Here is a 22,715-nt window from a genome sequence, read left to right on the forward strand (position 1 = left end):
GGGTTTATTTTATTAGTTCTTCTCATATACTTTTATGCAAGTAGTAAAATATTCTCAAAAGTTAAATTAAAAGAACTTATAGTGGCTTCAATTTCCTTCAAGTTTTGTGTTAACTCTTTTCATAATTTAGTTGACTCAAAATAATCAGTTGTTTATACTTTTCTTATATTGGAACTTGGAGGAAACCTTATGACCACTTCAGCTACAAGATCGGCAAATCATTCACGCACATTGCAGCTTGTGCAAATAGCCATGTTCGCGTCTCTGATGGCAATCGGAGCAAATATTTCTTCGTTTCTAGTAATCGGCGGGGTTCCGATTACACTCCAAACTTTCTTTGCCATTTTGGCTGGCATTCTTCTCGGCAGCCGTCTCGGAGCCGTGGCGATGCTCGTTTACGCGTTGATTGGTTTGGCTGGCCTGCCAGTATTTGCAGGTTTTTCAGGCGGTATGGATACGTTGATTTCACCGACTTTCGGTTTTATTGTGTCATTTGTATTCGTCGCTTTTGCCACTGGCGCTATTGTTGAACGCTTTCCTTCCCGTAAAGGATTTATCGGGGCTGCGTTGGTCGGTACAGCTGTCAATTACTTTATCGGAACGAATTGGATGTATGCCGCATACAAATTGTGGTTTTCCGCACCAGCAGGCTTCAGTTACAAAATGGCTTGGGCGTGGATGGTCGTTCCCTTACCGAAGGATTTGATTCTTGCGGTTCTGGCCGGAATATTCGGCTTCCGCTTGAAGCCGCTTATCCAGAAATATAAATAATCGATTAAACCCTTCCGCAGCTATTGCGGAAGGGTTTTTATTAAATCTGCAATGGACTTTTTTTGCCCTTCCTGCTACAAAAGAGAAGAAGGAAAAGTCAAAGGAGGAACACGATGAAGATATTAAATTATTCATTGCTTGATGTATTTACTAATGTGCCGTTTGGAGGCAATCAATTGGCCGTTTTTCACGAAGGCGATTCGCTAACTACTGACATGATGCAGAAAATTGCCAGGGAGCTTAATTTATCGGAAACCGTGTTCCTCTCTTCCGCCATCAACCCGGATAATCAAAAAAAGCTGCGTATTTTCACACCGCAAATGGAGTTGCCGATGGCTGGCCATCCGACCATTGGGGCTGCCTTTTTATTGGCTGACCAAGATTTGATTCAAACTAAAGAAGGTGTGAGCGATTGGATATTAGAAGAAGCAGTCGGCGATATTCCCGTAACCGTCTATAAAGAAGAGGGGCTTATTACAAAAGTGGAAATGATCCAGCCACTGCCCTCTTTCGGCAAACGTTTTCCGAAAGTCGAACAAGTTGCAGAGTTGCTGTCATTAACACCGGAAGATTTGAATACGGAACTTCCACTCCAAACCGTGTCCACCGGTGTACCGTTTTTATTTGTTCCGGTCCGGTCACTTGCCGCTATCAATAAAATCAATTTCCGCTCGGATGTTTGGGAACAACACTTCAGTTTGAATGAAGCAACGCGACATATTTTCGTCTTCACCCTAGAAACCGAACATCCTGCATCTACCGTCCACAGCCGGATGTTTGCACCGGCAATGGGCATCCCCGAAGATCCCGCGACCGGCGCGGCAAGTGGGCCGCTTGGCGCTTATTTGGTCGAGCATGCCGTTATTCCTGAAGCGGAAAACGGTATCTATTCGATTCGCAGTGAACAAGGGCTGGAAATGGGCCGGCCAAGTTTTGTTGATATTACGATTGTTAAAACCGGGCATGACTTCCGGCAAGTAAAAATCGGCGGAATTTCTGTCACTGTTGGAAAAGGCCAACTTTATCTTGAAGACACTACATTTTAATCCAAATCAAAAAAGCCGACAACAGCCCATTTCTGGACCGTTGTCGGCTTTCCTTTATTTGCTTGGCATAGACTTCCATTGATCTTCCAACCATTGGTCAAAGTCAGCACCTTTATCGCCTTTATACGTATCATAAATATCAACGCGCGTTTTTTGCAGCTTCGTTTTAAATTCTTCATAAGTATGGTCGGCCGGTAAACTCTTTTTGATTCGCAGCAAGACTTTTGAAGTGTCTTTTATCAAATCACGCGTTTTGCGTTCTGGCATATGCACATTCTCGCCAAAATTTTTCAATGCATCATAAGCGGCTTCTTGAACTTGATACACAGGATCATGTTCCATGCGGTGTGTCAAAATATCAATTGTCTGCTCGCTTTTCCATTTTCCAAGTTCCTCGACCGCAGCCAGGCGCTCTTTCCAGTTGGCTGTACGATTGGCAGCCTTTTTTAAATCGTCGTAGTTCGGTGGTAAGTTGTTTTTCTTGTTTTGTTGAGCCAAAATTTTCTTCTCCTTTTTCAAATTCCTTTTCGGAAAATGAATCGATCTATTCCGTTCACGGAATTCGCTCTTTGTATTGTACCACCATCGGGATGAAAATGGGCTTAAGCAGAATTATAAAATTGCTGAACCAATTTTATTTTGGATCTTTATTCCAAAGTGCCAGATTGTTCAAGCCTAATTGGTTTCACACAGCCGGCCGAATAAAGCTAAGCAAAAAGGGCAAAAGCTAACGAATCAGCTTTTGCCCTTTTTTGATTCTTCTGTTGATCCGTTCGATCCTTCTGTTTCTCAACCATCCATAGGCGGCGAGGACGGTGAAGAAGACGCAGAGAACGCCAAGTGCAATTCCGGCTTTCTCGTTGCCGATTGCATAGTTTTCGTACGCGCGTATACCGATGGAAAGAGCGCTTATTCCTAGAGCCAAAAGGATCAACGGATGAATTTTAACGTTCTCCATAAGGCGCTCTTATAAAGCGGCGACCGCTTGTACGAGCCGGTCTACTTCTTCTTCTGTGTTATATGGAGCTAACCCTGCACGGATCCAGCCGCCGCTTTTGTTTATGTCGAGACGCTCTGCCAATGTCGAAGCATAGAAATGGCCCGAGGCGATAAAGATACTGTGTTCTTCCGCCATAATTTTGCAGACTTCCTCCGGTGCCACACCGGCCACTTGGAAAGCGATGGTCGGCGTCTTTGGAACAGCATCTTCCGCTTCAAACAACTTAACCCCATCAATTTCCTTCAACCCTTCCCGCAACCGGGTGGCCAAACTGTTTTCATGCAGTTCGATTCGCTCGATGCCTGACTGGATGCGTTCTCTTCTTGTTGAACCTTCCCCGAAGCTCGCGAAAAATTCGATTGCTGGTGCAATACCCGCAATTCCTTCATGGTTTTGTGTACCTGTCTCTAAGTTATCCGGATAATAGCTCGGCGCAGGCACTAACTTATAAGGTTCAAGTTCTTTGAAAAGTTCTTCCTTGATAGCTGCAATGCCGATGTGCGGTCCAAAAAATTTATAGGCGGAGCATAACAGGATGTCGATTCCTTGCCGGTCCCGGTCAATCGCAATATGGGGCGCCGCATGGACAGCATCGGCAGCAACCAAAGCTCCGACCTCTTTCGCCCGTTTCACAATCGGTTCAAAGTCCACAATGGTTCCGACCGCATTGGAAGCCATTCCAATTGCAACCAAGCGCGTGTTTTCATTGATGACTCTATCCAGATCTGATAAATCAAGCGTCAGAGTTTCAGTGTTTACTTTGATCCATCTGACTTTCAAACCTCGATCTTCAGCCATCAAAAGCCACGGATCAACATTGGCACGGTGGTCCATCTCGGTTACCACAATTTCATCGCCTGCTCCCCATTCTTTCCCGAGAGCCCGCGATATGGCGAGCGTTAATGTTGTCATATTCGCACCGAATGCCACTTCATTCATTTGTACGCCCAGAAAATCGGAGACGGCAAGTTTCGCTTCCTCGATTATTGCTTCTGTTTCCCAACTGGACGGAAAACAGCCATGCAGATTTGCTCCGCCATTCTCCATATATTCCGCAATGGCTTGAATAGCGGATTTTACGACTTGTGAACCCCCAGGACCGTCAAAATATGCCACACTTTTTCCTTTGTACGTTCGCTGCAAGGCAGGGAACTGTTCTCGTACTTCACTGATCGGAAATGCCGTTTTTGCTGTTTTCATCAAATTGGCTCCTTTTATCTATGGAATGGAAAATATATGTGGAAATTAAATCTTTATCATTGTCATTATAGATAGAAGACAGAAGCTTTTCAATAATCCAAGGAATTTTGCCGATTCCCACTGTCGGAGTTAAACCATATGGGCCTTTGCGCATTCTTTGACGAATGCGGTAAATAATGGCATCACTTCCGGCACTTTATCTATCATCATTTCAGGATGCCATTGGACAGCACAAACAAAACGGTCACCTTTCCATTCCATGCCTTCGATCAAGCCATCCGGCGAAAAAGCGTTCGCCACAAAGTCGATGCCCAGTTCTCTTACTGCTTGATGATGAAAGCTATTTACCGCTAGCGTATCCGATTGATAGATTTCACGAAGCTTCGAATCATAATCTATGGCAACATCATGTACCGGATGATGCATCGGCGCTCCCACAACCGAATGATTAAAACAATCCGGCTGTTGCTTCTTCAAGTCCTGGAAAAGTGAACCTTCCGCCGCGACGTTCATCAGCTGCATTCCCCGGCAAATTCCCAGGACCGGTATATTGCTTTGGAACAGCGCTTTTTTAGCCAATGAAATTTCGTGCAAATCACGTTTCGGTTCGATTGGACCTAATTCGTAACTTGGATATTCCCCGTATAATTGCGAGTCAACGTCAGAACCGCCGCTAAATAAAATGCCATCCAATTTACTGAGCATCAATTCTGCTGTCTCGACATTTTCTGTCACCGGTAAGATAACCGGAATTCCCCCTGCCCGTTCAATGGAAGTAACATAGTCAGCCGACAGCAACTGCCATTCCTGACCCATTGCCCCTAATCCGCTCACGATGCCTGGGGCGCTGTCAGTCGAGTAATTGGCGCATATTCCGATTAATGGTTTCATATTTCCCCTCCTGTTCCAGGCGAAATTTTCAGCCTTTTGTAGGTTTTCAGCTTAAATTATAGAAAGCACAAGATAACAAGGCCATGCGTTTATAAGAACTTCTGCATAAACTCAATAATCCGCGTATTCATATAAATATGATTTTCAATTTTTTCAGTTTGGTGGCCTTCATCTTCAAAAATGACCAAGTCGACTTGTTTGCCTTGCCGCTTCAAGTCTGCCGTCAACTGTTCCGCTTCACTCACTGGCACGCGGGTATCATTTCTTCCGTGGAACACCAGCAGCGGAGCCGTAATATTGGCCGTATGGTTCAGTGGTGCAATTTCTTCGAAAAAGTCTATATCCTCTTTCAGGGAACCGTATTCAAATTCGCGAAGGGCACGGCGCCATGAGCCCGTATTTTCCAAAAAGGATTTAAAGTGAGAGATGCCGACAATATCCACTCCTGCTGCCCAGACTTCCGGATAGTGGGTCAATGCAGCCAGTACCATAAATCCTCCGTAACTGCGCCCCATTATCCCGATTCTTGCACGGTCGACGCCATGGTTCACAACCAAGTCATCTGCAAGTTCTTTCAAATCCGCCACTGAATCCATTCGCTTCCGGACGTCATCCAATTTTACATAGGTCCGGCCATACCCCATACTGCCCCTAACATTCGGTGCAGCTACCGCAAAACCGTTGGCTGCTAAAAACTGGATGACTGGATTGAATTCAGCTTTGATTTGGTACTCCGGCCCACCATGAACATAAATGACTACCGGTTGGGCATGCTCTTTCTTGCCATATAAGAAATAAGGGACTTTCAAGCCATCAAATGAAGAAAAGTGGCACAGTTCAGGCTGCATCCACAAATGCTCAACATCTTCGGCTTCCCCGACAAATGTCAGCCGCTCTACTGTTCTGCCAGCTAATGATACTTTCCAGATGTCCCCTGGATGCACTGCACTTTTAATGCCTATCACCAATTCATCTTCGTTCAACCAAGAGACTGATTCAAAAACACCTTTTGGCATCTTCTCTATTATAAAGTTACCGCCCCCCTTCAATTCACAAATGCCCAGTTGGGATATCCCTCCTTCGTTAACCGTATAGGCGAGCTTAGAATTCTCCGGAGAGAGTTTAACTTCTTCAATATCCCAATTCTCTATAGCCAAAAATTCCTTCAGTTCGGCTGGTTTACTGAATGCAAACTGCTGGATGCCCAATGTTTCACGGCCGATGTCCGAAACTAAAAAGCCGCCTTCTCCGCTGACTTCCAATTGAATTGAATTATGCCTAGCCAGCGTATTTTCTTTTCCGATTTTTGTTACCGCTTTTGAAGTTATATCAAATAGGTAATAAGATTGATCAATGTTGGTGTCCGGCATGTTTAAGATTAACTTTTTTCCGTCTTTTGTCCAACCAGCTGGCGTGCAATTTCCATCCACCTGAAATACAACTTGCTCTTCCCGTTTTTCAAGATCCAATATGTACACATCAAAAAAACCGGGATGGCGTCGATTGCTTGAATAAGCAATTTTCTGTTCATCAGGTGACCATCCTCCAAACTGGTGGAAGTGTTCCGGGGAAATAACAAGTTCGTCAGCCACGCTATTGTTTTCATTTAATATATACAATTGCTGTTTTTCATTACCTTTATGGTCCATGCCGACAATGGTTTTTTTGCCGGAAGGCGAATGGTGGACCTCCAACACCCGGTCAGGCAAATCGATTATTTGCTCGATAGAACCGGTGCCGCTCCATTTCCATACTTGAGGAAGGCCGGTCTTTTTGGATAAAAACGTGAATTCTTGCCGCCCTGGTAATGCACTTGGCTGAGAAGCCCCCGTAACATTCAAATACGCAAACAATTGTTGTTTAGCAGAAGTTGCCATGTTTCAATCACCTTTCAAATTCTTTTTTATCTTAAAAGACTACTCATTTTAATATAAAACGAGTAGTCCAATTAGTGATATAAGTATGGAGGAAGTAGATAAACTCGACATGAACAGCAAGAGCCCTGTAGCTATGGAGTGCTTGAAGCGCTGCAAGCCTTCATCTTCAGCCAGCTGCTGATTTGTACGTTCAAGCGATCTGGATTTGGCCATAGGCATGAAAAAAGGACCCATTTGCTGGAAACCGCTCACGAACAAATCCAAAAACTTTGTTTGCCAAATTTTAATGCATGCCGTAATAATAGCGGCACTTAAGCCGAACAGAAAGGCGTAATTGATCCAATCGACGAGCGACCAGTCCAATACCATTTTACAGGCAACCCATATGGCTATTAGACAGCTATTCAATACGATAAATCTTTTCATCTTCTCACCTCATAAAAAATACAGCAGTGCCCAATCTTCACAGCCATCCGTTAAATCGGTTGGCTGGAGACGGGACACTGCCGGTTCACCCTTAATTCCCATCAGGAATTCTTGTTTATTTGGTTTTCTCTGCCCATTTCAAGAATGGATAGCGGTTCACGTAATAAGCGATGTTTTCGTAATCTTGAGATACCATATACGTGTTTTTGTAGAAGTAAACTGGCATGAACGGCATATCTGTCATCAGAATTTCTTCCGCTTTATGCAGCATTTCGAATCGCTTGTCCGCATCCTGCTCTACTTTAGCGGCTGCCATAGTTGAATCAAATTCTTCATTAACCCAGCCTGTACGGTTATTTGGGCTATCGCCAAGGTAGTAATCCAAGTTTACAACAGGATCGACAAAGATTCCGATCCATCCCATCCGTGCCATTTGGAAGTTTCCTTGCTTAGTTGTTTCCAAATAAGTTCCCCACTCTTGGTTTGCCAATTTAACTTGAACATCCAAGTTAGCAGATAGCATCTCTTGTACAGCCTCTGCCATTTTTTTATTACTTTCTAATGTGTTGTACATCAATGTTACCTGTGGAAGTTCATCCCAGCCTTCTTCAGCCATACCTTCTGCAAGAAGTTTTTTTGCTTCTTCTGTATTCTCTTCAAAGTAGTTGCCGCCCGCTTCGCGGAAGTCGCCTTCAGCTGTTTCGGCTCCAGTCGGTACCATTGCATAAGCTGGAGTTTCTCCTGCTTGTGTCACGTTGTCCACCAATGCTTGGCGATCTACAGCCATCGCAAAGGCTTTACGGACTTTCGCATTTGTAAATGGCTCTTTTTCAACATTAAACATGTACATATACGTTCCGTAATAAGGAACTTCCATATATTCCGGGTTTTCTTTTTCAGTCGCGATAACATCAGTCGGCAACGTCATGACCAAATCCAATTCGCCTGTTTTAAACATCTGATAATAAGTTGAAGCTTCGTTTACTAATTCAAACGTAACTTTTTCCATCTTCACTTCATCTTTAGCATAGTAATCGTCGTTTTTCTCGATGACTACGTTGCTGTCGTGTTTCCATTCTGTCATTTCGAACGGTCCGTTACTTACAAAAGTATCCGCTTCTGCCGCCCAGTTTTTATTTTCTTCAACAGTTTTTTGCTGAACCGGGTAGAATGTCCATAGCGTCAAAAGACTATCAAAGTAGCCTAGTGGAGCATTCAATTCCACTTCAAACGTTGTATCATCTACCGCTTTGATCCCTACATCTTCCACATTGCCTTCGCCTTTGTTATAAGCTTCAGCGCCTTTGATATAGTAGAAGTAAAAAGCGAATGCGCTTCCTGTTTCCGGATTCAATACGCGTTTCCACGCATATTCAAAATCTCCCGCTGTTACTTGAGAACCGTCTGACCATTTTGCGTCTTCACGCAATTTAAAGGTATACGTTTTGCCGTCTTCAGATACCGAAACATCAGATGCCGCCCCTAAAACCGGATTACCATCTTTATCACGTGTATACAATCCTTCAAAAATGTGATCCAACACCCAACCGGATGTTGTATCTGTTGCAAGTGCCGGATCGATTGCAGGCGGCTCAGATAAAGCATTGACTACCATTTCTTGTTTGATGTCTGTGCTTGGGCCTCCTTCACTCGATGTGGAAGTTTCTCCACCTCCACCTCCGCCATAACAACCAGCTAGCGCTGTGGATGTTGCAAGCAACACACTCATTGGCAATAACCATTTTTTCATTTTGTTCTCCCCTTACTGTAATTTATTAGTATAAATGACAAGCAACCCAATGCTCGTCTTCTACTTCTTTCCATTGTGGTTCTTGTAATGCACAAATTTCCATAGCATGCGGGCATCTCGTCCGGAAACGGCACCCGCTAGGAGGAGCTGTCGGACTCGGTGGATCTCCCTGAAGAACGATGCGCTCTCTTTTAACAGCTCGCGGATTTGCTTTTGGAATGGCCGATAGTAATGCCTGTGTATATGGATGCAACGGATTTCTGAACATATCATCGCTATTGCTGAGTTCCATCATTTTGCCCAGATACATGACGCCGATCCGGTCACTGATATGTTTCACCATACCAAGGTCATGGGCGATAAAAAGGTACGTCAACCCTTCGGACTCTTTCAGTTCTTCCATCAAATTGATGACTTGGGCTTGTATGGATACATCGAGTGCAGAGATCGGTTCATCGGCCACAATGAATTTCGGCTCGACTGCCAACGCCCGGGCAATTCCGATTCGCTGCCGCTGCCCGCCGCTGAATTCGTGCGGAAACCGTTTGGCATGTTCAGGGCGTAGGCCAACCTGTGCCAATAATTCATAAATCCGGTTTGTCCGATCTTTCCCTTTGAAAAGTTTGTAAGCATCGATTCCTTCTGCAATGATGTCCCCCACCCGCATTCTTGGGTTGAGCGATGCATGCGGGTCTTGGAAAATAATTTGCATTTCTTTATTGACGTTCCGTTGGGTCTCTTTATCGAGCTGTAAGACGTTTTGCCCATTATAGATAATTTCTCCGGAAGTCGGCGCTTGCAGCCCTACTACGGTCTTTCCTAATGTAGACTTGCCGCTTCCGCTTTCGCCCACCAATCCGAATGTTTCGCCTTTTCTGATAGAGATAGAGATGTCATCTACTGATTTGACTGTAACGTCCTTTTTGATATTGAAGTATTTCTTTAAGGAATGGATTTCGACAAGATTTTCTGTTGTATGGGCTTTTCCAGTTTCTTCGATTCTTTCAACCATTACTTTTCACTCCCTGCTGCAATGGCTTTTTCTTCTTCTCGTGCAAAGACCTGCTCTACTTTCGGGGCACGGGAATCGTTCAACCAGCACTTAGCAAGGTGGCCTTCTCCGATTTCAAAATTCCCAGGCATTTCCTCAACGCAAATATCCATGGCAAATTTACAGCGAGGGGCGAATGGACAGCCTTTCGGCGGTGAGAAAAGATCTGGCGGAGACCCTTCAATTGGAATCAGTTTCTTTTTCTCCGGTCCCTCCACATCCGGAATGGAGTTCAACAGCCCCCAAGTATAGGGATGCCGCGGATTTTCAAACAACTCGTAAACCGTTCCGCTTTCAACCATCATCCCGCCGTACATGACAATCACCCGCTGAGCGGTTTCAGCTACAACACCCAAATCATGGGTAATCAAGATAATGGCCGTATCTGTTTTTTTCTGAATGTCTTTCATCAATTCCAGCACCTGCGCCTGGATGGTTACATCGAGTGCGGTGGTCGGCTCATCTGCAATCAGCAATTCCGGGTTGCACGCAAGCGCGATGGCGATCATCGCGCGCTGACGCATCCCGCCGCTGAATTCATGAGGGTATTGATTGTAGCGCTCTTCTGCATTCGGTATCCCAACCAGTTTCAGCATTTCAATTGCTTTGATTTTTGCTTCTTTTTTCGACAGTTTCTGATGAGCAATGACGCCTTCAGCAATTTGCTTGCCGACAATCATTGTGGGATTTAAAGAAGTCATTGGATCCTGGAAAATCATTCCGATCTTAGATCCTTTCACTTTGCGCAATTCCCTTTTTGAAACCCCTAATATTTCTTTTCCTTGAAACTTGATGCTACCGCCTTTGATAATGCCAGGCGGCATTGGAATCAAGCCCATAATGGTCTGGACAGTCACACTTTTCCCGCTTCCGCTCTCACCGACGATGGCGACAACTTCTCCTTTATCCACATGGAAGGAAACGTCGCGGACAGCTTTCACTTCGCCGCCGTATGTTTTGAAATTCACTTTTAAATTGTTTACATCCAATAACCGACTCATCGTTTTTACCTCCTACTTGCGGGCTCGCGGATCAAGAGCATCCTGTATCCCGTCACCAAATGCGTTAAATGCAAACATTGTCATCGCAATCATGAATGCCGGGAAAAATAATCTCCACCATTGCCCGCTTAAAATGACGCCAAGTGCATCATTTGTCATCGTTCCCCAACTTGCAAAAGGCGCCTGTACCCCAAGGCCTAAGAAACTTAAGAAAGCTTCTGCGAAAATCGCGGTTGGAATGGTGAATGTTAAATTGATAATAATAATGCCCATTGTATTCGGCAGTAAATGGCGCGTGATGATTTTCGGGTGCGAGGTTCCAAGTTTCTCTGCAGCCAATACATACTCCTGCGATTTCAACTGCAGTATTTGGCCTCGAATGATTCTCGCCATCCCTACCCAACCGGTGATGGACAATGCAATGATGATGGTTGTAATTCCTGGTTCCATAATGACCATCAAAAGAATAACTACTAAAAGATAAGGGATTCCGTATAGGACTTCGACAATTCGCATCAAAACATTATCGACACGATCCCCTAATTTGCCTCGGCCGGCCATATAACCAGACACCCCGCCGACAATTACACCAAGTATCAAATCGACGAATGCGGCGACAAAACCGATTGTCAAGGAAACACGTGCACCTTGCCAAGTCCGGCTCCACATATCCCTGCCTAAATCATCTGTGCCAAACCAATGCTCAGCGGAAGGCGGCTGATTGGTATTGGTCAGGCTTTGTTGAGAAGCGCTATAAGGCACCATTGCTGGCCCCAATAAAGCTAAAAAGATGATTGCCAGCAATAAAACAAGTCCTAAAACTGCAAGTTTATTTTTTATGACACTTAAAAATGTTTCTTTCCATATGCCTAAGCTCGGACGTTCAATAACATCTGTCTGCTGTTTGGCCGGATCTAGTGGCCGAAACAATTGATCGTTCGCTGTTTTTACCACCCGTCAATCCCCCTTACTCGTCAGTTTGATTCTCGGGTCAATAAATCGATAAGAAATATCGATCAAGAACAACGTGACAACCAAAATGGTGCTGAAGAACACTGTTGTACCCATAATGACCGGATAATCCCGATTAAATATGCTATCCACAAAATATTTTCCAATTCCTGGAATTGCAAATATTTTTTCAATGACAAATGTACCTGTGATTAATGCGACAAAAAGTGGACCGATAAATGATACAACTGGCAAGATGGCATTTCGGATACCATGGCTCACGACAATTTTGAAAGAAGACAACCCTTTTGCATCGGCGGTTTTAATGTAGTTTTGATTCATGACTTCAAGCATGCTTGACCTCATGAACCTTGCTACAACTGCAAGTGGAGTAACCGCAAGCGCTAAAGTTGGCAGGACTGAATGTTGAAATGATCCCCAAGAAGCAACTGGCAGAATGCCCCACTTCACTGCGAAAAAGTTGATTAGCAATGGCGCAAGGATAAAACTTGGTACTGAGATGCCGACTATCGCAAAAACCATCGACGCATAATCAAGAAACTTGTTATGGTTTAAAGCTGCAATAATTCCAAGAAGTAATCCAAAAATCAATGCTACGATAATTGCTTGAATTCCTAGCGTCGCAGAAGCAGGAAATCCCGCTGCTAACAGATCATTCACCGTTCTTGTTTCTGATTGAATCGATGGCCCCAAATCCAGCATTGCTAAGTTTTTCAAATACAGCACATATTGGACAGGGATAGGCTCATCCAGATTATATTTCGCTCGCATGTTCTCCACCACTTCTTCCGGAAGAACATCTGCGTCTGAGGCGAATGGATCGCCCGGAATCAGTTTCATGATCAAGAACGTTAACGACGCAATTACCCAGATGGTAACAAGCATTGTTATAAATCGCTTTACAATATACATCCCTTCAACACCTCAATCTAAGTTGGTTTAGTGGTCAAGCATTTACACTGCCCAGCACGCCGTTAGTGGCAGTCATTGCAATAATCACGCAACCCCACATATGTTTATAGGCAGTAATCATGTCATCGCATGTGAAACGGATTGATTTTGGTCCAATCAGTTCGACGCTTGGAATGGTTGTCGTCATTTTAGCTTGCTGCGACCCTTTAAACTGAATTTCAAACGTAATCGGCCCGTCCAACGCTATCACTTGCTGGTTTTTAGCATTTTTCACTGCGCTTTCCGCTTTTTTGCGGATAATAGCCTGCGCTGCTTCTGGATGGATCAATTCAGCCGCAAACCGGTCAACTGCACGTTTGGTTATGGCTGCTTCAACATTCGGCAACGTTTCCTGGACTTCCTGGACATAGGCATCGTCTCCGCTGATAAATAAAGGCGGAACCCCAAAAGCTCCTGCTACATATGTATTCATCTCGGTTTCACCTACTATCTGCCCGTTAATTTTCATCTCATTAACACAGATCCCAGCTAAGGTATGGCTGATGACCGCAACATCTGATCCGCCTTCCCGTCCATGATGGCCGACAAACAAAATTCCATCGAAAGTTTCGTCCAATCCTTCAAGCTGGCACATCACCCGATTGTTTCCGGAAACCAGCCGAGCCCGTTTATCAAGTTCTTCGATAATAATATTGGACATATTGCCGTGGCCGTCCGCTACTACAATCTCTTCTGCCCCTCCATTAAATGCCCCTTCAATTGCGGCATTCACATCTGCCGTCATTAATTTTCTAAAGCGTTGATATTCAGATGGTGTTTTTAATTGCTGATTAGTAGCTACTCCGGATATTCCTTCCATATCTGCTGAAATGAAAAACTTCATCGTCTCATTACATCCTTTGCTTTTGATTTTCGATTGTAAAAAAAATTTACACTACTGAATATTCTGATTTTTTAGGGCGGATTTTAATGTATGTATTCAAATGTATTTTTGTGCACATCCAATTGGATGATAGTATTTACATCCGTCACCGCTTCTATTTCATCTATGGCATATAAAACTTCCGTAATCTTTTCTTGGTCTTTTACAGTGATTTGAACCAAAAGCGGAAACTCCCCAGAAGTCACCGTAATATAGCGGATGGGCGGAATTTTCTTCAATTCTTCAATAGCAGTTTGCAGAGACCGGGACTTCACCTTCATCTGGATAATGGCACCGGCTTTTAGACCCACCGCAATAGGATTTACAATTCCCACTACATTTAGAATTTCTTTATCGATCAAGTTTTTATAACGCAAGCGAATTGTTTTTTCTGTGACATGCAGGCACTTCGACAATTCGGCGAATGATACACGTCCGTCTTCTGATAACCGTTTGATGATTCCGTGATCAAGTTCATCAAGTTCGTAAATCATGAAACACCTTCTTTCTTCCTTGATGCTTCTGTACTACCGGATTCTGGTCTTTTTTTCTGTTTTAGTAACGCTTTACAATATTCTAAATATATTCTATTATCTAAAAAAGGAATATTAATGCTTAGTTTATAATATGTATTTTTATAAATCAATCCTTTTTTTTATTAAATCTGGAGGTTTTTTTATGTTAGCGATTTCAAATGCCAAAATTTTTAACGGCATTGGCGAAGTGCTGGACGACCATGTTATCTACGTGAAAGACGGAAAGTTTCAAGCGATTGAACCTGCAGGAAATATTCCAGAGAACTATCAAATCATTGATGCTTCCGGAAAAATCGTTACTCCTGGACTGATTGATGTCCATACGCATTTAGGCATTTCAGAAGAAGGGGTCGGCAAAGAAGGCGCCGATTTTAACGAGACAAGTTCTGCTATCACACCTCAAATCCGTGCAATTGATGGCATTAATCCAATGGAACCAGGTTTTGAAGATGCCCGCCGTGCTGGCGTCACTACAGTACAAGTCATGCCTGGAAGTGCAAATGTCATTGGTGGAGAAATGCTTGTTTTGAAAACAGCCGGCCATATTGTAGATGAAATGATTTTACGATCCCCTTCCGGCATGAAAGCGGCTACTGGAGAGAACCCTAAAAAATATCACGGTGATAGAGGAAGAATGCCGGTAACCCGGATGGGCGTTGCAGCATTGATACGTGAAAAGTTAATTGAAGCACAAAACTACATAGACGGAGAGAAAAAAGAACGGAAGCTGGATATGGAGAACTTAGCTAAAGTGCTTAATAAAGAAATACCACTGCGTGTCCATGCCCACCGGGCAGATGATATCCTTACTGTTCTTCGCATCAAGCGCGAGTTTGACATTAATGTTACGATTGAACATTGCACCGAAGGCCACCATATTGCTGACTATATCTCGCAACATGATGTGCGCGTTTCAGTTGGACCAACATTATCAACCCGCTCAAAAGTAGAGCTGAAAGACAAAAATTGGACGACGATTAAAACACTGATAGACGCAGGTGTCCCTTGTTCGTTGACGACCGACCACCCTGTAGTCGGCATTGAATATTTAGTCACAAGTGCCATCCATGCAATCAACCATGGAGTTACCGAGCAACAAGCACTTACTGCTTTGACTTCTAATGCCGCCAAGCATCTCGGCGTAGAAGAGCGAGTTGGTTCAATTGAACCATCGAAAGATGCGGACTTTGTCATTTGGAGCGGCAATCCATTCGAACTTTCAAGCCGGGCCGAAAGTGTCTATATCAACGGTGCAATGGTCAACTAAAACTAACAAAAAAGCAGCCTCTAAATAAGAGGCTGCTTTTTTATTTAGTATATTCTATTACTTATAAGTTCGTCGTATTTGATTGCTTAATGTCTTTTAAAAAAGAGATTTTTCCATCCCTAATTTTTTAGATTCCATCAGCCATTTCTCTTTTTTCCATTCCACTGCCCATCTTCGTATTTAAAAGTATAGACATCGCCGCCGTCGATGGCTGTCAGTTTTTCGTCTTCAAAATACAATCCGGCTTCATCGTCGATTCCATAACCAATGGAAACTCCTGTTTTGGTAATGGCTGCCTTCAAGTTTTCTTCTTCTTCCCAAAATGTATAGTGGACGCTTACTACACGATCTTTTAAGAGCCCCAAACCTTCCAGAAAGAGGTGTTCATTTTTCGCATTGTCAATTGGCGGGATGATGCAGTGTTCTGGGCTGATCAAAGCGCCTGCCGAAAAGCCGGCTATTGGAATTCCCTTACTATACTGTTCTCTTAGGAGCGCGCCGAGGTCTGTATCAACTATATATTCCCGATAACGTTCGGTTTCGCCTCCGCCAATAATGATGCCAGTACATGTCCGCAATTCTTCTATTTCTTCGTTTGTCGGCTCGGGCGTCAAAAGCAAATAAAAGAATTTTTTAACCCCGTTCACTTTTAAGATATCCGTGTATTGGGGCAAATAATTTTTCCATCCCTCCCTTTCTACCAGCAGGATGGCCACCTTGCCTTTTTCTTCCAATGATTTTGCGGCAAACTTTTTTCCGAATTGCACATCAAATGGAGGACCGCCTCCTTGCAAAAAAAGAAGCCTTTTTTCCACTCCAACTACTCCCTTCTTCTTGTCGGCTATCTCACGATATACTCGAGTACTTCATCCAGATAACATTCTAGCGGCTTTCCCGAATCAACCACTAAATGTTCAATATTGAGCGGTTTTTCACTACTGTCGACAGCGACTGAGAATACTTTTTCGGATAACACTTCTTGGATTTGGCTAATTTTGCGATTCCGATTTTTCAGGCGTTCATTTATTTCTTGGAAATCATTCAAATAACATTCCACGTATTTGTATTTGACATTGTATTTTTCCGCTAACCGCATTCCCCTACCGAGCATTTCAGCATATAAGCAAGGGCTATCGAAGATAACGGAATGCCCAAGAGAAAGATGATAGTCGATCAAAGACCAATCAATTCCATATGAAATTTTTCCAGCAGTTCTATTATCTTCTTCCCGCACTTCCATAAATTCTAACAACGCCGATTTAACCACATCATGGTCTACAATGACGGCACCTGTCCTTCTTGCAATCTGTTGGGCCAATGTCGATTTTCCGGAACCCGGAAATCCGGCCATTTGTAGAAAAAACATAGCTGCAGCCTCGCTTTACTAATGTATTTGGTTTTTATTGTTCCAAGTTTATTTGTCAGAAAGTTTTAACATTATTTTTACTTTCTTAAGCTATACTGTTAGAAAGTTAGAAAAACGGTCAAAAAAATACAAGGCGAGTTACGAAAACCCTTTTAATGAAAGAAGGTGGCTTATGCGAAAATTCATGCCTTTTGTTTTATTTCTCCTTCTATGCTTGGTTGTAAGCATAGCTTCCCATATCACCTATCTTCATGAATGGTCACAAAACCGATTCATGGTAGGCAATAACGACGGCTTGTCTCAAATGCTGCCATTCAAATTGCACTTATATCAGCAATATACATCCGGCGAGTTTTTCTACTCAACACAGTTGGGCTTAGGAAGCGGTACTTTGGGGTGGCTATCCTATTATTTCGCGACCTCCATTTTCTTCTTACTGACCGTTTGTGTGCTTTTTTTGCTGGAATTCTCCGGCGTTATCCGTGAACCGGATATTTTGTTTTTGGCTCAGGCTGCTGTTTTTATCAGCATAATCCGCCTAACAGCGGTATTGGCCATTGCTTCTTTTGTCTTTCGCTACATGAAATTCGACCGTCTTCCCGCTTTTCTCGGTGCTTGCGTCTACAGCATATCCGGCATGTATTTTAGCCACACTGCTTACTGGGAGTTTTTCGCAGATGCCTACCTATGGCTGCCCTTGCTTTTGTTTGGTGTTGAAAAAGTGTTCCGGGAACAGCGCTCTGGCTGGTTTCTGTTTACAGTTGCGCTGTCAATGTTCGATAACTTCTATTTTGCTTATATTAATTTATTGGTAACGGGTATTTACATTCTTTTTCGTCTTGTTATCCCATTAGCTAAAAACGAGGCACCGAAACTCATAGTGATCAAAAAATTCTTGATAGCCGGCCTGATTGGCGCTGGGATCAGTACTGTTTCATTTGTCCCTGCAGCCTATTCGTTTTTGAACAATTACCGTCCGCCATATGCACATGAAATTGACTGGTTCGATTGGATAGACAATATTTTATATACTAGCAGTTACCTTGTCTTGCCCGCCGCTTTAGTATTAATGGTGTTTGCCTTTCCGCTTTACAGAAGTGTACGGTTCCGTTTTTTTTCATTTCTTGTGTTATTTGGTGTATTACTTCACTATAGCCCGGTGATGGCCAGCGCATTTAATGGCTTTTCCGCTCCCCAGTACCGCTGGGAATATTTTATTTCTTTTGCTGCTGGAGGTGCTGCGGCAGCCGGTTTCAGCAAACTGGCCTGGTTAAAAGTACGGCATATCCTAGTTGCAGGCTCTTTAAGCCTAATAGCTTATTTTGTTTTTGCGGCCTTTGATCCTACACGCGACGTTTCTTTGCCATTTCTTTTGATCGTTTTCGGAGTCGCTTTGTTCATTTTCTTTTTGTATACCCGCGCATTTCAGAAAAAATCTATGAAAGGCCAAGTCTTGGCCTTAATTATCATATTATTGGTTATTTTAGGGAGTGGGTTCCAATTTATCCAAGCAATCGCAGAAAATCAGCTCAATGTCCGACTGCCTTTGTATATTGGTGTGATAGGGATAGCCGTTATCACTTTCATGTTATTTTCAAGAGTAGGTCCGGATATCGCCAAAGCGCAGCAGCTCGCCATATTTGTAGTTCTTACATTGATTGTGTCCGCAAACGGTTTCCAATATGTCAATCTGGTTAATGGAGGGAATACCCATAAAGTTTCAAAAGAACTTATTACCGGGCCCAATTATAATGATGTGGAAATCGCGGAACTTCTAACCGCTATCGAGAACCGGGCAACTGATTCGGTTTACCGGGTTGAATGGATGGAAAGCCAGCGAAACAATACACCGCTCGTCCAGAATTTCAGAGGATTAAGTGCTTATTCCAGTATCTTGAACGACGAAGTGGTGCATTTCTATTTGACTGAACTGGAAATTGATATGGCTCGCGAAAGCGTTAGCCGCATAACAACACTCGGCAAACGGACGAACTTGCATAGCCTTCTTAAAGCCGACTACGTTATTCTCCGTCCGAATAATAAAAACGTGCCCGCCGGTTTCCGGCAAGTGCTGGCTGATGAAAATTTTGCGGTTTTTGAGAACCAGTATCCATTGCCATTTGTACGGACTGCAGCTATCACCTATAGCGAAAAAGAATTGGAACAGGCACCTATTCTTCTGCGTGAGCACGCCATGCTTAGAGGTGTTGTGTTAAAAAATCCGGAGACCGAGGCACCGCTTCCCCCTTTGCCGCAAAAGTTCACTTATGAAGTTGAAGAAAAAAACGCCAGTTTTACTGAAGGGGTTTTAGACGTAACCGGAGAATCTGGCGGCGTGGACTTGCTTCTGAATGAGCCTGTATCAGAAGGAAGTGATCTATATATTTCGTTCCATCTGATTAATAAAAGGCCGGATGACGGCTTTACGCTGGAAGTTAACTCCTATAAAACTTCACGGAAATGGAGCGGCTCTGTTTATAAAACATTTGTGGATGATATAACAATCCGCATTCCAGCAGATGATATTATCCGGATCCGTATGCCCAAGGGAATCTACGAACTAACAGAATTGGAGGTCTACGAAGAAACTTACGATGTGCTCCGCAAAGAAGTTGAAAATGCACCAATAGAAAATAAAGTGGTATGGGATGGCAGCCGGCTTCATGCAGAGTATGCTTCTGCAAGAGAAGGCGATTATCTTGTGATGCCCATTCCCTACGAAATTGGATGGAGTGCAAAAGTAAATGGAAAAAAAGCAGATGTTCTGGAAGCGAATTATGCTTTTTCTGCAATCCCTGCAGAAAAGGGATTTAACAGGATTGAGCTCATTTACCGGCCGCCCTACTTTTTCCGGTCACTGTTCTTTTCGCTCTTCTGCATCGCAGCAGCCTTTATCTACGTTCGAAAAGAAAGAAGGATTAAGAGGAAGAAAACTGGGTAAACCGTTACTAGCTACTTTAGCAACTAACTTAAACCAGGAGGAGATTACATGGCAAAAAAACTCGCTATTCACGAAACACTCGAAGTCCATGAGGTGCTTACTTTCAAAACAGCATGCCTCGCAAAAAACAAATTATTTGTTGATATGGTGCAAGATAAAAAACTAAAGGAAATTATCGAAGAAGATACTGAATTATCCACAAAAGCGGTAAAAGATTTACGTAAAATCCTGGCTGATGCCAACAAACAAACAAGCGGGGAGGAAGCATAATATGACTAAAAAACAAGAAGAAAAGCAACTCGAAAACGAAGTGCAAGCTGTGCCTGAAGGTTTGATCGATGATATGGTCATTGCGACCGATCTGCTTGTTTCTGCAAAAGCCGGTGTCCGCAATTTAGCGGTCGCCATTACAGAAACTGCAACTCCTAGCGTGAAGAAAATATTGCGCCGCGAGCTGGACAACGCTATCGAGCTTCATGACAAGCTTGCGCAATACATGATCAAAAACGAAATGTACCATGCTTATGATATTAACGAGCAACTTGAACATGACTTGAAAAAGGCGGATGTCGCCCTTAAATTAAGCAAATAATTTATATACAAAAAAGGTGTCGGCAAATCGAATGATTTGCCGACACCTTTTTATTGAGCCGTATAACCGCCATCGAGCACAGCGGCTTGACCAGTGATTCCTCTTGCTTTATCGCTTGCCAGAAACATCGTATAATCCGAGATTTCCTGGACAGTTAAAAGGCGCTTTTGTGGCACAAGCGGATAGATAACTTCTTCAAGCACTTTCTCTAGAGAAACATTGCGGGTTTTAGCCAAATCGTTCATTTGATTACGGACAAGCGGGGTGTCTACATAGCCTGGGCACATGGCATTTACTGTGATGCCATATTCTGCGCCTTCCAGCGCCGCCACTTTGGTCAAGCCGATTACCCCATGTTTTGCGCTGTTGTAAGCAGCCTTGCCCGCAAATCCAACCAAGCCATTAATGGAAGCCATGTTAATGATGCGGCCGAATCCTTGCTTTTTCATGATCGGAAAGGCGTGCTTAGTAGCTACAAACGGTGCCACCAACATAATTTTAATAAGAAGTTCATACTTTTCAGTCGGAAACTCTTCAATTGGCGAAATAAACTGCATGCCTGCATTGTTGATCAGGATGTCTAAAGAGCCGAAAGCTTCTACCGCTGCGTCGATTGACTGCTTCAAATCCTCTTCGCTCGTAACATCGCATTTCAAGCCGATGCATTCAAAACCTTGATCCGTTAATGTTTTTGCTGCTGTTTCCACAGCTTCTTCATTGATATCCGTCAGCACAATCTTAGCGCCTGCTCTGGCAAAGTCAACGCTGATTTCATATCCAATGCCGCTTGCCGCGCCTGTAATCAATGCAACTTTGTTTTCAACCATTATTTCAACCTCCTATGTTTTCGCTTAAAGCCCTAGCCCAAACGAAAACAAAATTATTGCAAGTACTGTTCCGAGCAATGGCACAATAACGGTCAACGCGCCTACTGCAGCATATGCGGCTTTGTGCGTTTCTCCGCAAATCCCCTGAATTGTAGTTACTACGTAACCGTTATGCGGTAGTGAATCCAGCGCTCCGGATGAAATCGCAATTGTCCGGTGAAGAGCATCAGCATTAACACCCATATCCAAGTAATGCGGTGCTAACAGCGGCAACGCAATTGTTTGTCCACCTGATGAAGATCCGGTCATTCCTGCAATAACACTTACGGCGATTGCTCCACCGATTAGCGGGCTGCCTGGAATATCAGTCATGGCATTTACTGCTGTTGTAAACGCCGGAACCGCTTTAGCCACCGCACCAAAACCTACTACCGCAGCCGTATTGCCGATTGCAATCAGTGCACCGATTGTTCCTTCTGTCAAAGCTTTTCCAAGGTTCTGGAAATACTTTCTGTTTAGAACATAGGTAGTAAGAACTCCGCCTAGCAACGCAATAATCAAGGCAGAGGTTTTAAGAGAATCGTGGAAAATAAACGAAATGATCAATACTACGAATAGTGGGATAAGTCCCAAGATCGGATTTGGCAAATCACGGTTTTCTGCAATCGGATCCGTAGCACGCGCAATAAAATGCTCCCCGTTGTTTACCGCTTTATTGATCATGCGTTTTAACCACCAGTAACCGAGAATGGCCATGAAGATTGCTACAAAAATACTTGCTTCCCAACCAGCATATGGGCTTGTATTCAAGAAAGGAATCGGAATCCAGTTTTGGATTTCCGGTGATCCTGCCGATGTCATTGTAAAGGTAACAGACCCTAGTGCAAGTGCTGCAGGAATGAATCGGCGTGGAAGGTCAGCTTCCTTGAACAAACTAAGCGCCATCGGGTACACGGAAAATGCTACAACGAACAAGCTGACACCGCCATAAGTCAATACTGCACAAGCAAGTACGATGGCTAGTACCGCTTGCTTCAAACCGAACTTCCCGACGAGCCATTTTGAAACACTATCAGCTGCTCCGCTGTCTTCCATAACCTTACCAAAAATTGCCCCTAACAGGAACATAGGAAACCATGACGTTATAAATCCTGAAAAACCTGTCATATAATTTGTTAATAAATTAGCTTCCCCTTCTCCTACCATCTGCGGAAATATAGCCAACCCGCTGAATAAAGCAACGACTAGCGCACACAACGGACCTGCTATAAGCAAATTCATCCCTCGCATCGTTAAATAAATAAGCAGTGCAAGTCCTCCTACTAAACCAATCATACTCAACATCTTTTTCTCCCCCTTGCCTTTTT

General features: G+C 43.6%; 23 protein-coding genes. 6 read left to right on the top strand and 17 right to left on the bottom strand.

Annotated features, from left to right (window positions below; translation table 11 throughout):
* The first annotated feature begins 189 nt into the window (after nt 1-189).
* Both B0H99_RS02460 and B0H99_RS02465 read left to right on the top strand, forming a co-directional pair.
* A complete protein-coding gene (locus B0H99_RS02460; protein WP_106532053.1) occupies nt 190-771 on the top strand; it encodes a biotin transporter BioY in 582 nt (193 codons plus the stop codon).
* 113 nt (nt 772-884) lie between these two features.
* On the top strand, nt 885-1,817 hold the full coding sequence (locus B0H99_RS02465; RefSeq protein WP_106532054.1) for a PhzF family phenazine biosynthesis protein: 933 nt from the start codon (nt 885-887) through the stop codon (nt 1,815-1,817).
* Between the two features lie 54 nt (nt 1,818-1,871).
* Here the strand turns inward: B0H99_RS02465 and B0H99_RS02470 are convergent, their stop codons facing one another.
* The 13 genes from B0H99_RS02470 to B0H99_RS02535 all read right to left on the bottom strand — a co-directional run bounded on the left by B0H99_RS02470 (nt 1,872) and on the right by B0H99_RS02535 (nt 14,313).
* A complete protein-coding gene (locus B0H99_RS02470; RefSeq protein WP_106532055.1) occupies nt 1,872-2,315 on the bottom strand; it encodes a HEAT repeat domain-containing protein in 444 nt (147 codons plus the stop codon).
* 229 nt (nt 2,316-2,544) lie between these two features.
* Complete coding sequence (locus tag B0H99_RS02475; RefSeq protein WP_106532056.1) at nt 2,545-2,775, bottom strand: hypothetical protein; 231 nt, start codon at nt 2,773-2,775, stop codon at nt 2,545-2,547.
* Between the two features lie 9 nt (nt 2,776-2,784).
* The gene (locus B0H99_RS02480) at nt 2,785-4,017 is read right to left on the bottom strand and encodes a cysteine desulfurase-like protein (RefSeq protein ID WP_106532057.1); all 1,233 of its coding nucleotides are present in this window, start codon (nt 4,015-4,017) and stop codon (nt 2,785-2,787) included.
* 129 nt (nt 4,018-4,146) lie between these two features.
* Nucleotides 4,147-4,908 (bottom strand): gamma-glutamyl-gamma-aminobutyrate hydrolase family protein, encoded by a 762-nt coding sequence (locus B0H99_RS02490; protein ID WP_106532059.1) that lies wholly within the window; start codon nt 4,906-4,908, stop codon nt 4,147-4,149.
* A gap of 89 nt (nt 4,909-4,997) precedes the next feature.
* Complete coding sequence (locus B0H99_RS02495; RefSeq protein WP_106532060.1) at nt 4,998-6,785, bottom strand: alpha/beta fold hydrolase; 1,788 nt, start codon at nt 6,783-6,785, stop codon at nt 4,998-5,000.
* A gap of 48 nt (nt 6,786-6,833) precedes the next feature.
* Nucleotides 6,834-7,211, bottom strand: a complete 378-nt coding sequence (locus B0H99_RS02500) for a DUF3899 domain-containing protein (protein WP_106532061.1) — start codon at nt 7,209-7,211, stop codon at nt 6,834-6,836.
* 115 nt (nt 7,212-7,326) lie between these two features.
* Nucleotides 7,327-8,961, bottom strand: a complete 1,635-nt coding sequence (locus tag B0H99_RS02505; protein ID WP_106532062.1) for a peptide ABC transporter substrate-binding protein — start codon at nt 8,959-8,961, stop codon at nt 7,327-7,329.
* A gap of 25 nt (nt 8,962-8,986) precedes the next feature.
* Nucleotides 8,987-9,973: an ABC transporter ATP-binding protein gene (locus tag B0H99_RS02510; RefSeq protein WP_106532063.1), complete on the bottom strand. Its 987-nt coding sequence runs from the start codon at nt 9,971-9,973 to the stop codon at nt 8,987-8,989.
* Nucleotides 9,973-11,013, bottom strand: a complete 1,041-nt coding sequence (locus tag B0H99_RS02515; RefSeq protein WP_106532064.1) for an ABC transporter ATP-binding protein — start codon at nt 11,011-11,013, stop codon at nt 9,973-9,975. The genes B0H99_RS02510 and B0H99_RS02515 overlap by 1 nt, the downstream gene beginning before the upstream one ends.
* Before the next feature lie 12 nt (nt 11,014-11,025).
* The gene (locus B0H99_RS02520) at nt 11,026-11,967 is read right to left on the bottom strand and encodes an ABC transporter permease (protein WP_106532065.1); all 942 of its coding nucleotides are present in this window, start codon (nt 11,965-11,967) and stop codon (nt 11,026-11,028) included.
* Between the two features lie 3 nt (nt 11,968-11,970).
* Complete coding sequence (locus B0H99_RS02525; RefSeq protein WP_106532066.1) at nt 11,971-12,897, bottom strand: ABC transporter permease; 927 nt, start codon at nt 12,895-12,897, stop codon at nt 11,971-11,973.
* 34 nt (nt 12,898-12,931) lie between these two features.
* A complete protein-coding gene (locus B0H99_RS02530; protein WP_106532067.1) occupies nt 12,932-13,780 on the bottom strand; it encodes a M55 family metallopeptidase in 849 nt (282 codons plus the stop codon).
* 83 nt (nt 13,781-13,863) lie between these two features.
* Nucleotides 13,864-14,313 carry an Lrp/AsnC family transcriptional regulator gene (locus B0H99_RS02535; RefSeq protein WP_106532068.1) on the bottom strand — a complete coding sequence of 150 codons (450 nt, stop codon included), beginning with the start codon at nt 14,311-14,313 and terminating at the stop codon, nt 13,864-13,866.
* Between the two features lie 184 nt (nt 14,314-14,497).
* Here B0H99_RS02535 and B0H99_RS02540 point away from each other — a divergent pair, with 184 nt between their 5' ends.
* A complete protein-coding gene (locus B0H99_RS02540) occupies nt 14,498-15,622 on the top strand; it encodes an amidohydrolase (protein WP_106532069.1) in 1,125 nt (374 codons plus the stop codon).
* 137 nt (nt 15,623-15,759) lie between these two features.
* Here the strand turns inward: B0H99_RS02540 and B0H99_RS02545 are convergent, their stop codons facing one another.
* Together B0H99_RS02545 and B0H99_RS02550 are read right to left on the bottom strand one after the other, a co-directional pair.
* Nucleotides 15,760-16,437, bottom strand: coding sequence for a Type 1 glutamine amidotransferase-like domain-containing protein (locus B0H99_RS02545; protein ID WP_106532070.1), 678 nt, complete (start codon nt 16,435-16,437; stop codon nt 15,760-15,762).
* 26 nt (nt 16,438-16,463) lie between these two features.
* Nucleotides 16,464-16,988: a P-loop nucleotide/nucleoside kinase family protein gene (locus B0H99_RS02550; RefSeq protein WP_106532071.1), complete on the bottom strand. Its 525-nt coding sequence runs from the start codon at nt 16,986-16,988 to the stop codon at nt 16,464-16,466.
* Nucleotides 16,989-17,160: 172 nt separating this feature from the next.
* Between B0H99_RS02550 and B0H99_RS02555 the strand changes: the two genes are divergently transcribed.
* The 3 genes from B0H99_RS02555 to B0H99_RS02565 all read left to right on the top strand — a co-directional run bounded on the left by B0H99_RS02555 (nt 17,161) and on the right by B0H99_RS02565 (nt 20,521).
* Nucleotides 17,161-19,929, top strand: coding sequence for a YfhO family protein (locus B0H99_RS02555; RefSeq protein ID WP_106532072.1), 2,769 nt, complete (start codon nt 17,161-17,163; stop codon nt 19,927-19,929).
* 48 nt (nt 19,930-19,977) lie between these two features.
* Nucleotides 19,978-20,199 (top strand): spore coat protein, encoded by a 222-nt coding sequence (locus B0H99_RS02560; RefSeq protein ID WP_106532073.1) that lies wholly within the window; start codon nt 19,978-19,980, stop codon nt 20,197-20,199.
* Nucleotides 20,200-20,272: 73 nt separating this feature from the next.
* Nucleotides 20,273-20,521 (top strand): spore coat protein, encoded by a 249-nt coding sequence (locus B0H99_RS02565; protein WP_245894378.1) that lies wholly within the window; start codon nt 20,273-20,275, stop codon nt 20,519-20,521.
* Between the two features lie 50 nt (nt 20,522-20,571).
* Here B0H99_RS02565 and B0H99_RS02570 read toward each other — a convergent pair whose 3' ends face one another.
* Together B0H99_RS02570 and B0H99_RS02575 are read right to left on the bottom strand one after the other, a co-directional pair.
* Nucleotides 20,572-21,348, bottom strand: a complete 777-nt coding sequence (locus B0H99_RS02570) for a 3-hydroxybutyrate dehydrogenase (protein WP_106532075.1) — start codon at nt 21,346-21,348, stop codon at nt 20,572-20,574.
* A 24-nt stretch (nt 21,349-21,372) separates the two neighbouring features.
* On the bottom strand, nt 21,373-22,692 hold the full coding sequence (locus B0H99_RS02575) for a GntP family permease (RefSeq protein ID WP_106532076.1): 1,320 nt from the start codon (nt 22,690-22,692) through the stop codon (nt 21,373-21,375).
* Nucleotides 22,693-22,715 lie beyond the last annotated feature (23 nt).

It is taken from the genome of Planomicrobium soli (assembly GCF_003014655.1).
In the GTDB taxonomy this organism is placed as follows: Bacteria; Bacillota; Bacilli; order Bacillales_A; family Planococcaceae; genus Planococcus; species Planococcus soli_B.

Bases quoted from the DNA above. Each gene is read 5' to 3' on its own strand.
- B0H99_RS02460 (WP_106532053.1), top strand. From the start codon at position 190: ATGACCACTTCAGCTACAAGATCGGCAAATCATTCACGCACATTGCAG.
- B0H99_RS02465 (WP_106532054.1), top strand. From the start codon at position 885: ATGAAGATATTAAATTATTCATTGCTTGATGTATTTACTAATGTGCCG.
- B0H99_RS02475 (WP_106532056.1), bottom strand. From the start codon at position 2,775: ATGGAGAACGTTAAAATTCATCCGTTGATCCTTTTGGCTCTAGGAATA.
- B0H99_RS02480 (WP_106532057.1), bottom strand. From the start codon at position 4,017: ATGAAAACAGCAAAAACGGCATTTCCGATCAGTGAAGTACGAGAACAG.
- B0H99_RS02490 (WP_106532059.1), bottom strand. From the start codon at position 4,908: ATGAAACCATTAATCGGAATATGCGCCAATTACTCGACTGACAGCGCC.
- B0H99_RS02495 (WP_106532060.1), bottom strand. From the start codon at position 6,785: ATGGCAACTTCTGCTAAACAACAATTGTTTGCGTATTTGAATGTTACG.
- B0H99_RS02500 (WP_106532061.1), bottom strand. From the start codon at position 7,211: ATGAAAAGATTTATCGTATTGAATAGCTGTCTAATAGCCATATGGGTT.
- B0H99_RS02505 (WP_106532062.1), bottom strand. From the start codon at position 8,961: ATGAAAAAATGGTTATTGCCAATGAGTGTGTTGCTTGCAACATCCACA.
- B0H99_RS02510 (WP_106532063.1), bottom strand. From the start codon at position 9,973: ATGGTTGAAAGAATCGAAGAAACTGGAAAAGCCCATACAACAGAAAAT.
- B0H99_RS02515 (WP_106532064.1), bottom strand. From the start codon at position 11,013: ATGAGTCGGTTATTGGATGTAAACAATTTAAAAGTGAATTTCAAAACA.
- B0H99_RS02525 (WP_106532066.1), bottom strand. From the start codon at position 12,897: ATGTATATTGTAAAGCGATTTATAACAATGCTTGTTACCATCTGGGTA.
- B0H99_RS02530 (WP_106532067.1), bottom strand. From the start codon at position 13,780: ATGAAGTTTTTCATTTCAGCAGATATGGAAGGAATATCCGGAGTAGCT.
- B0H99_RS02535 (WP_106532068.1), bottom strand. From the start codon at position 14,313: ATGATTTACGAACTTGATGAACTTGATCACGGAATCATCAAACGGTTA.
- B0H99_RS02540 (WP_106532069.1), top strand. From the start codon at position 14,498: ATGTTAGCGATTTCAAATGCCAAAATTTTTAACGGCATTGGCGAAGTG.
- B0H99_RS02550 (WP_106532071.1), bottom strand. From the start codon at position 16,988: ATGTTTTTTCTACAAATGGCCGGATTTCCGGGTTCCGGAAAATCGACA.
- B0H99_RS02555 (WP_106532072.1), top strand. From the start codon at position 17,161: ATGCGAAAATTCATGCCTTTTGTTTTATTTCTCCTTCTATGCTTGGTT.
- B0H99_RS02560 (WP_106532073.1), top strand. From the start codon at position 19,978: ATGGCAAAAAAACTCGCTATTCACGAAACACTCGAAGTCCATGAGGTG.
- B0H99_RS02565 (WP_245894378.1), top strand. From the start codon at position 20,273: ATGGTCATTGCGACCGATCTGCTTGTTTCTGCAAAAGCCGGTGTCCGC.
- B0H99_RS02570 (WP_106532075.1), bottom strand. From the start codon at position 21,348: ATGGTTGAAAACAAAGTTGCATTGATTACAGGCGCGGCAAGCGGCATT.
- B0H99_RS02575 (WP_106532076.1), bottom strand. From the start codon at position 22,692: ATGTTGAGTATGATTGGTTTAGTAGGAGGACTTGCACTGCTTATTTAT.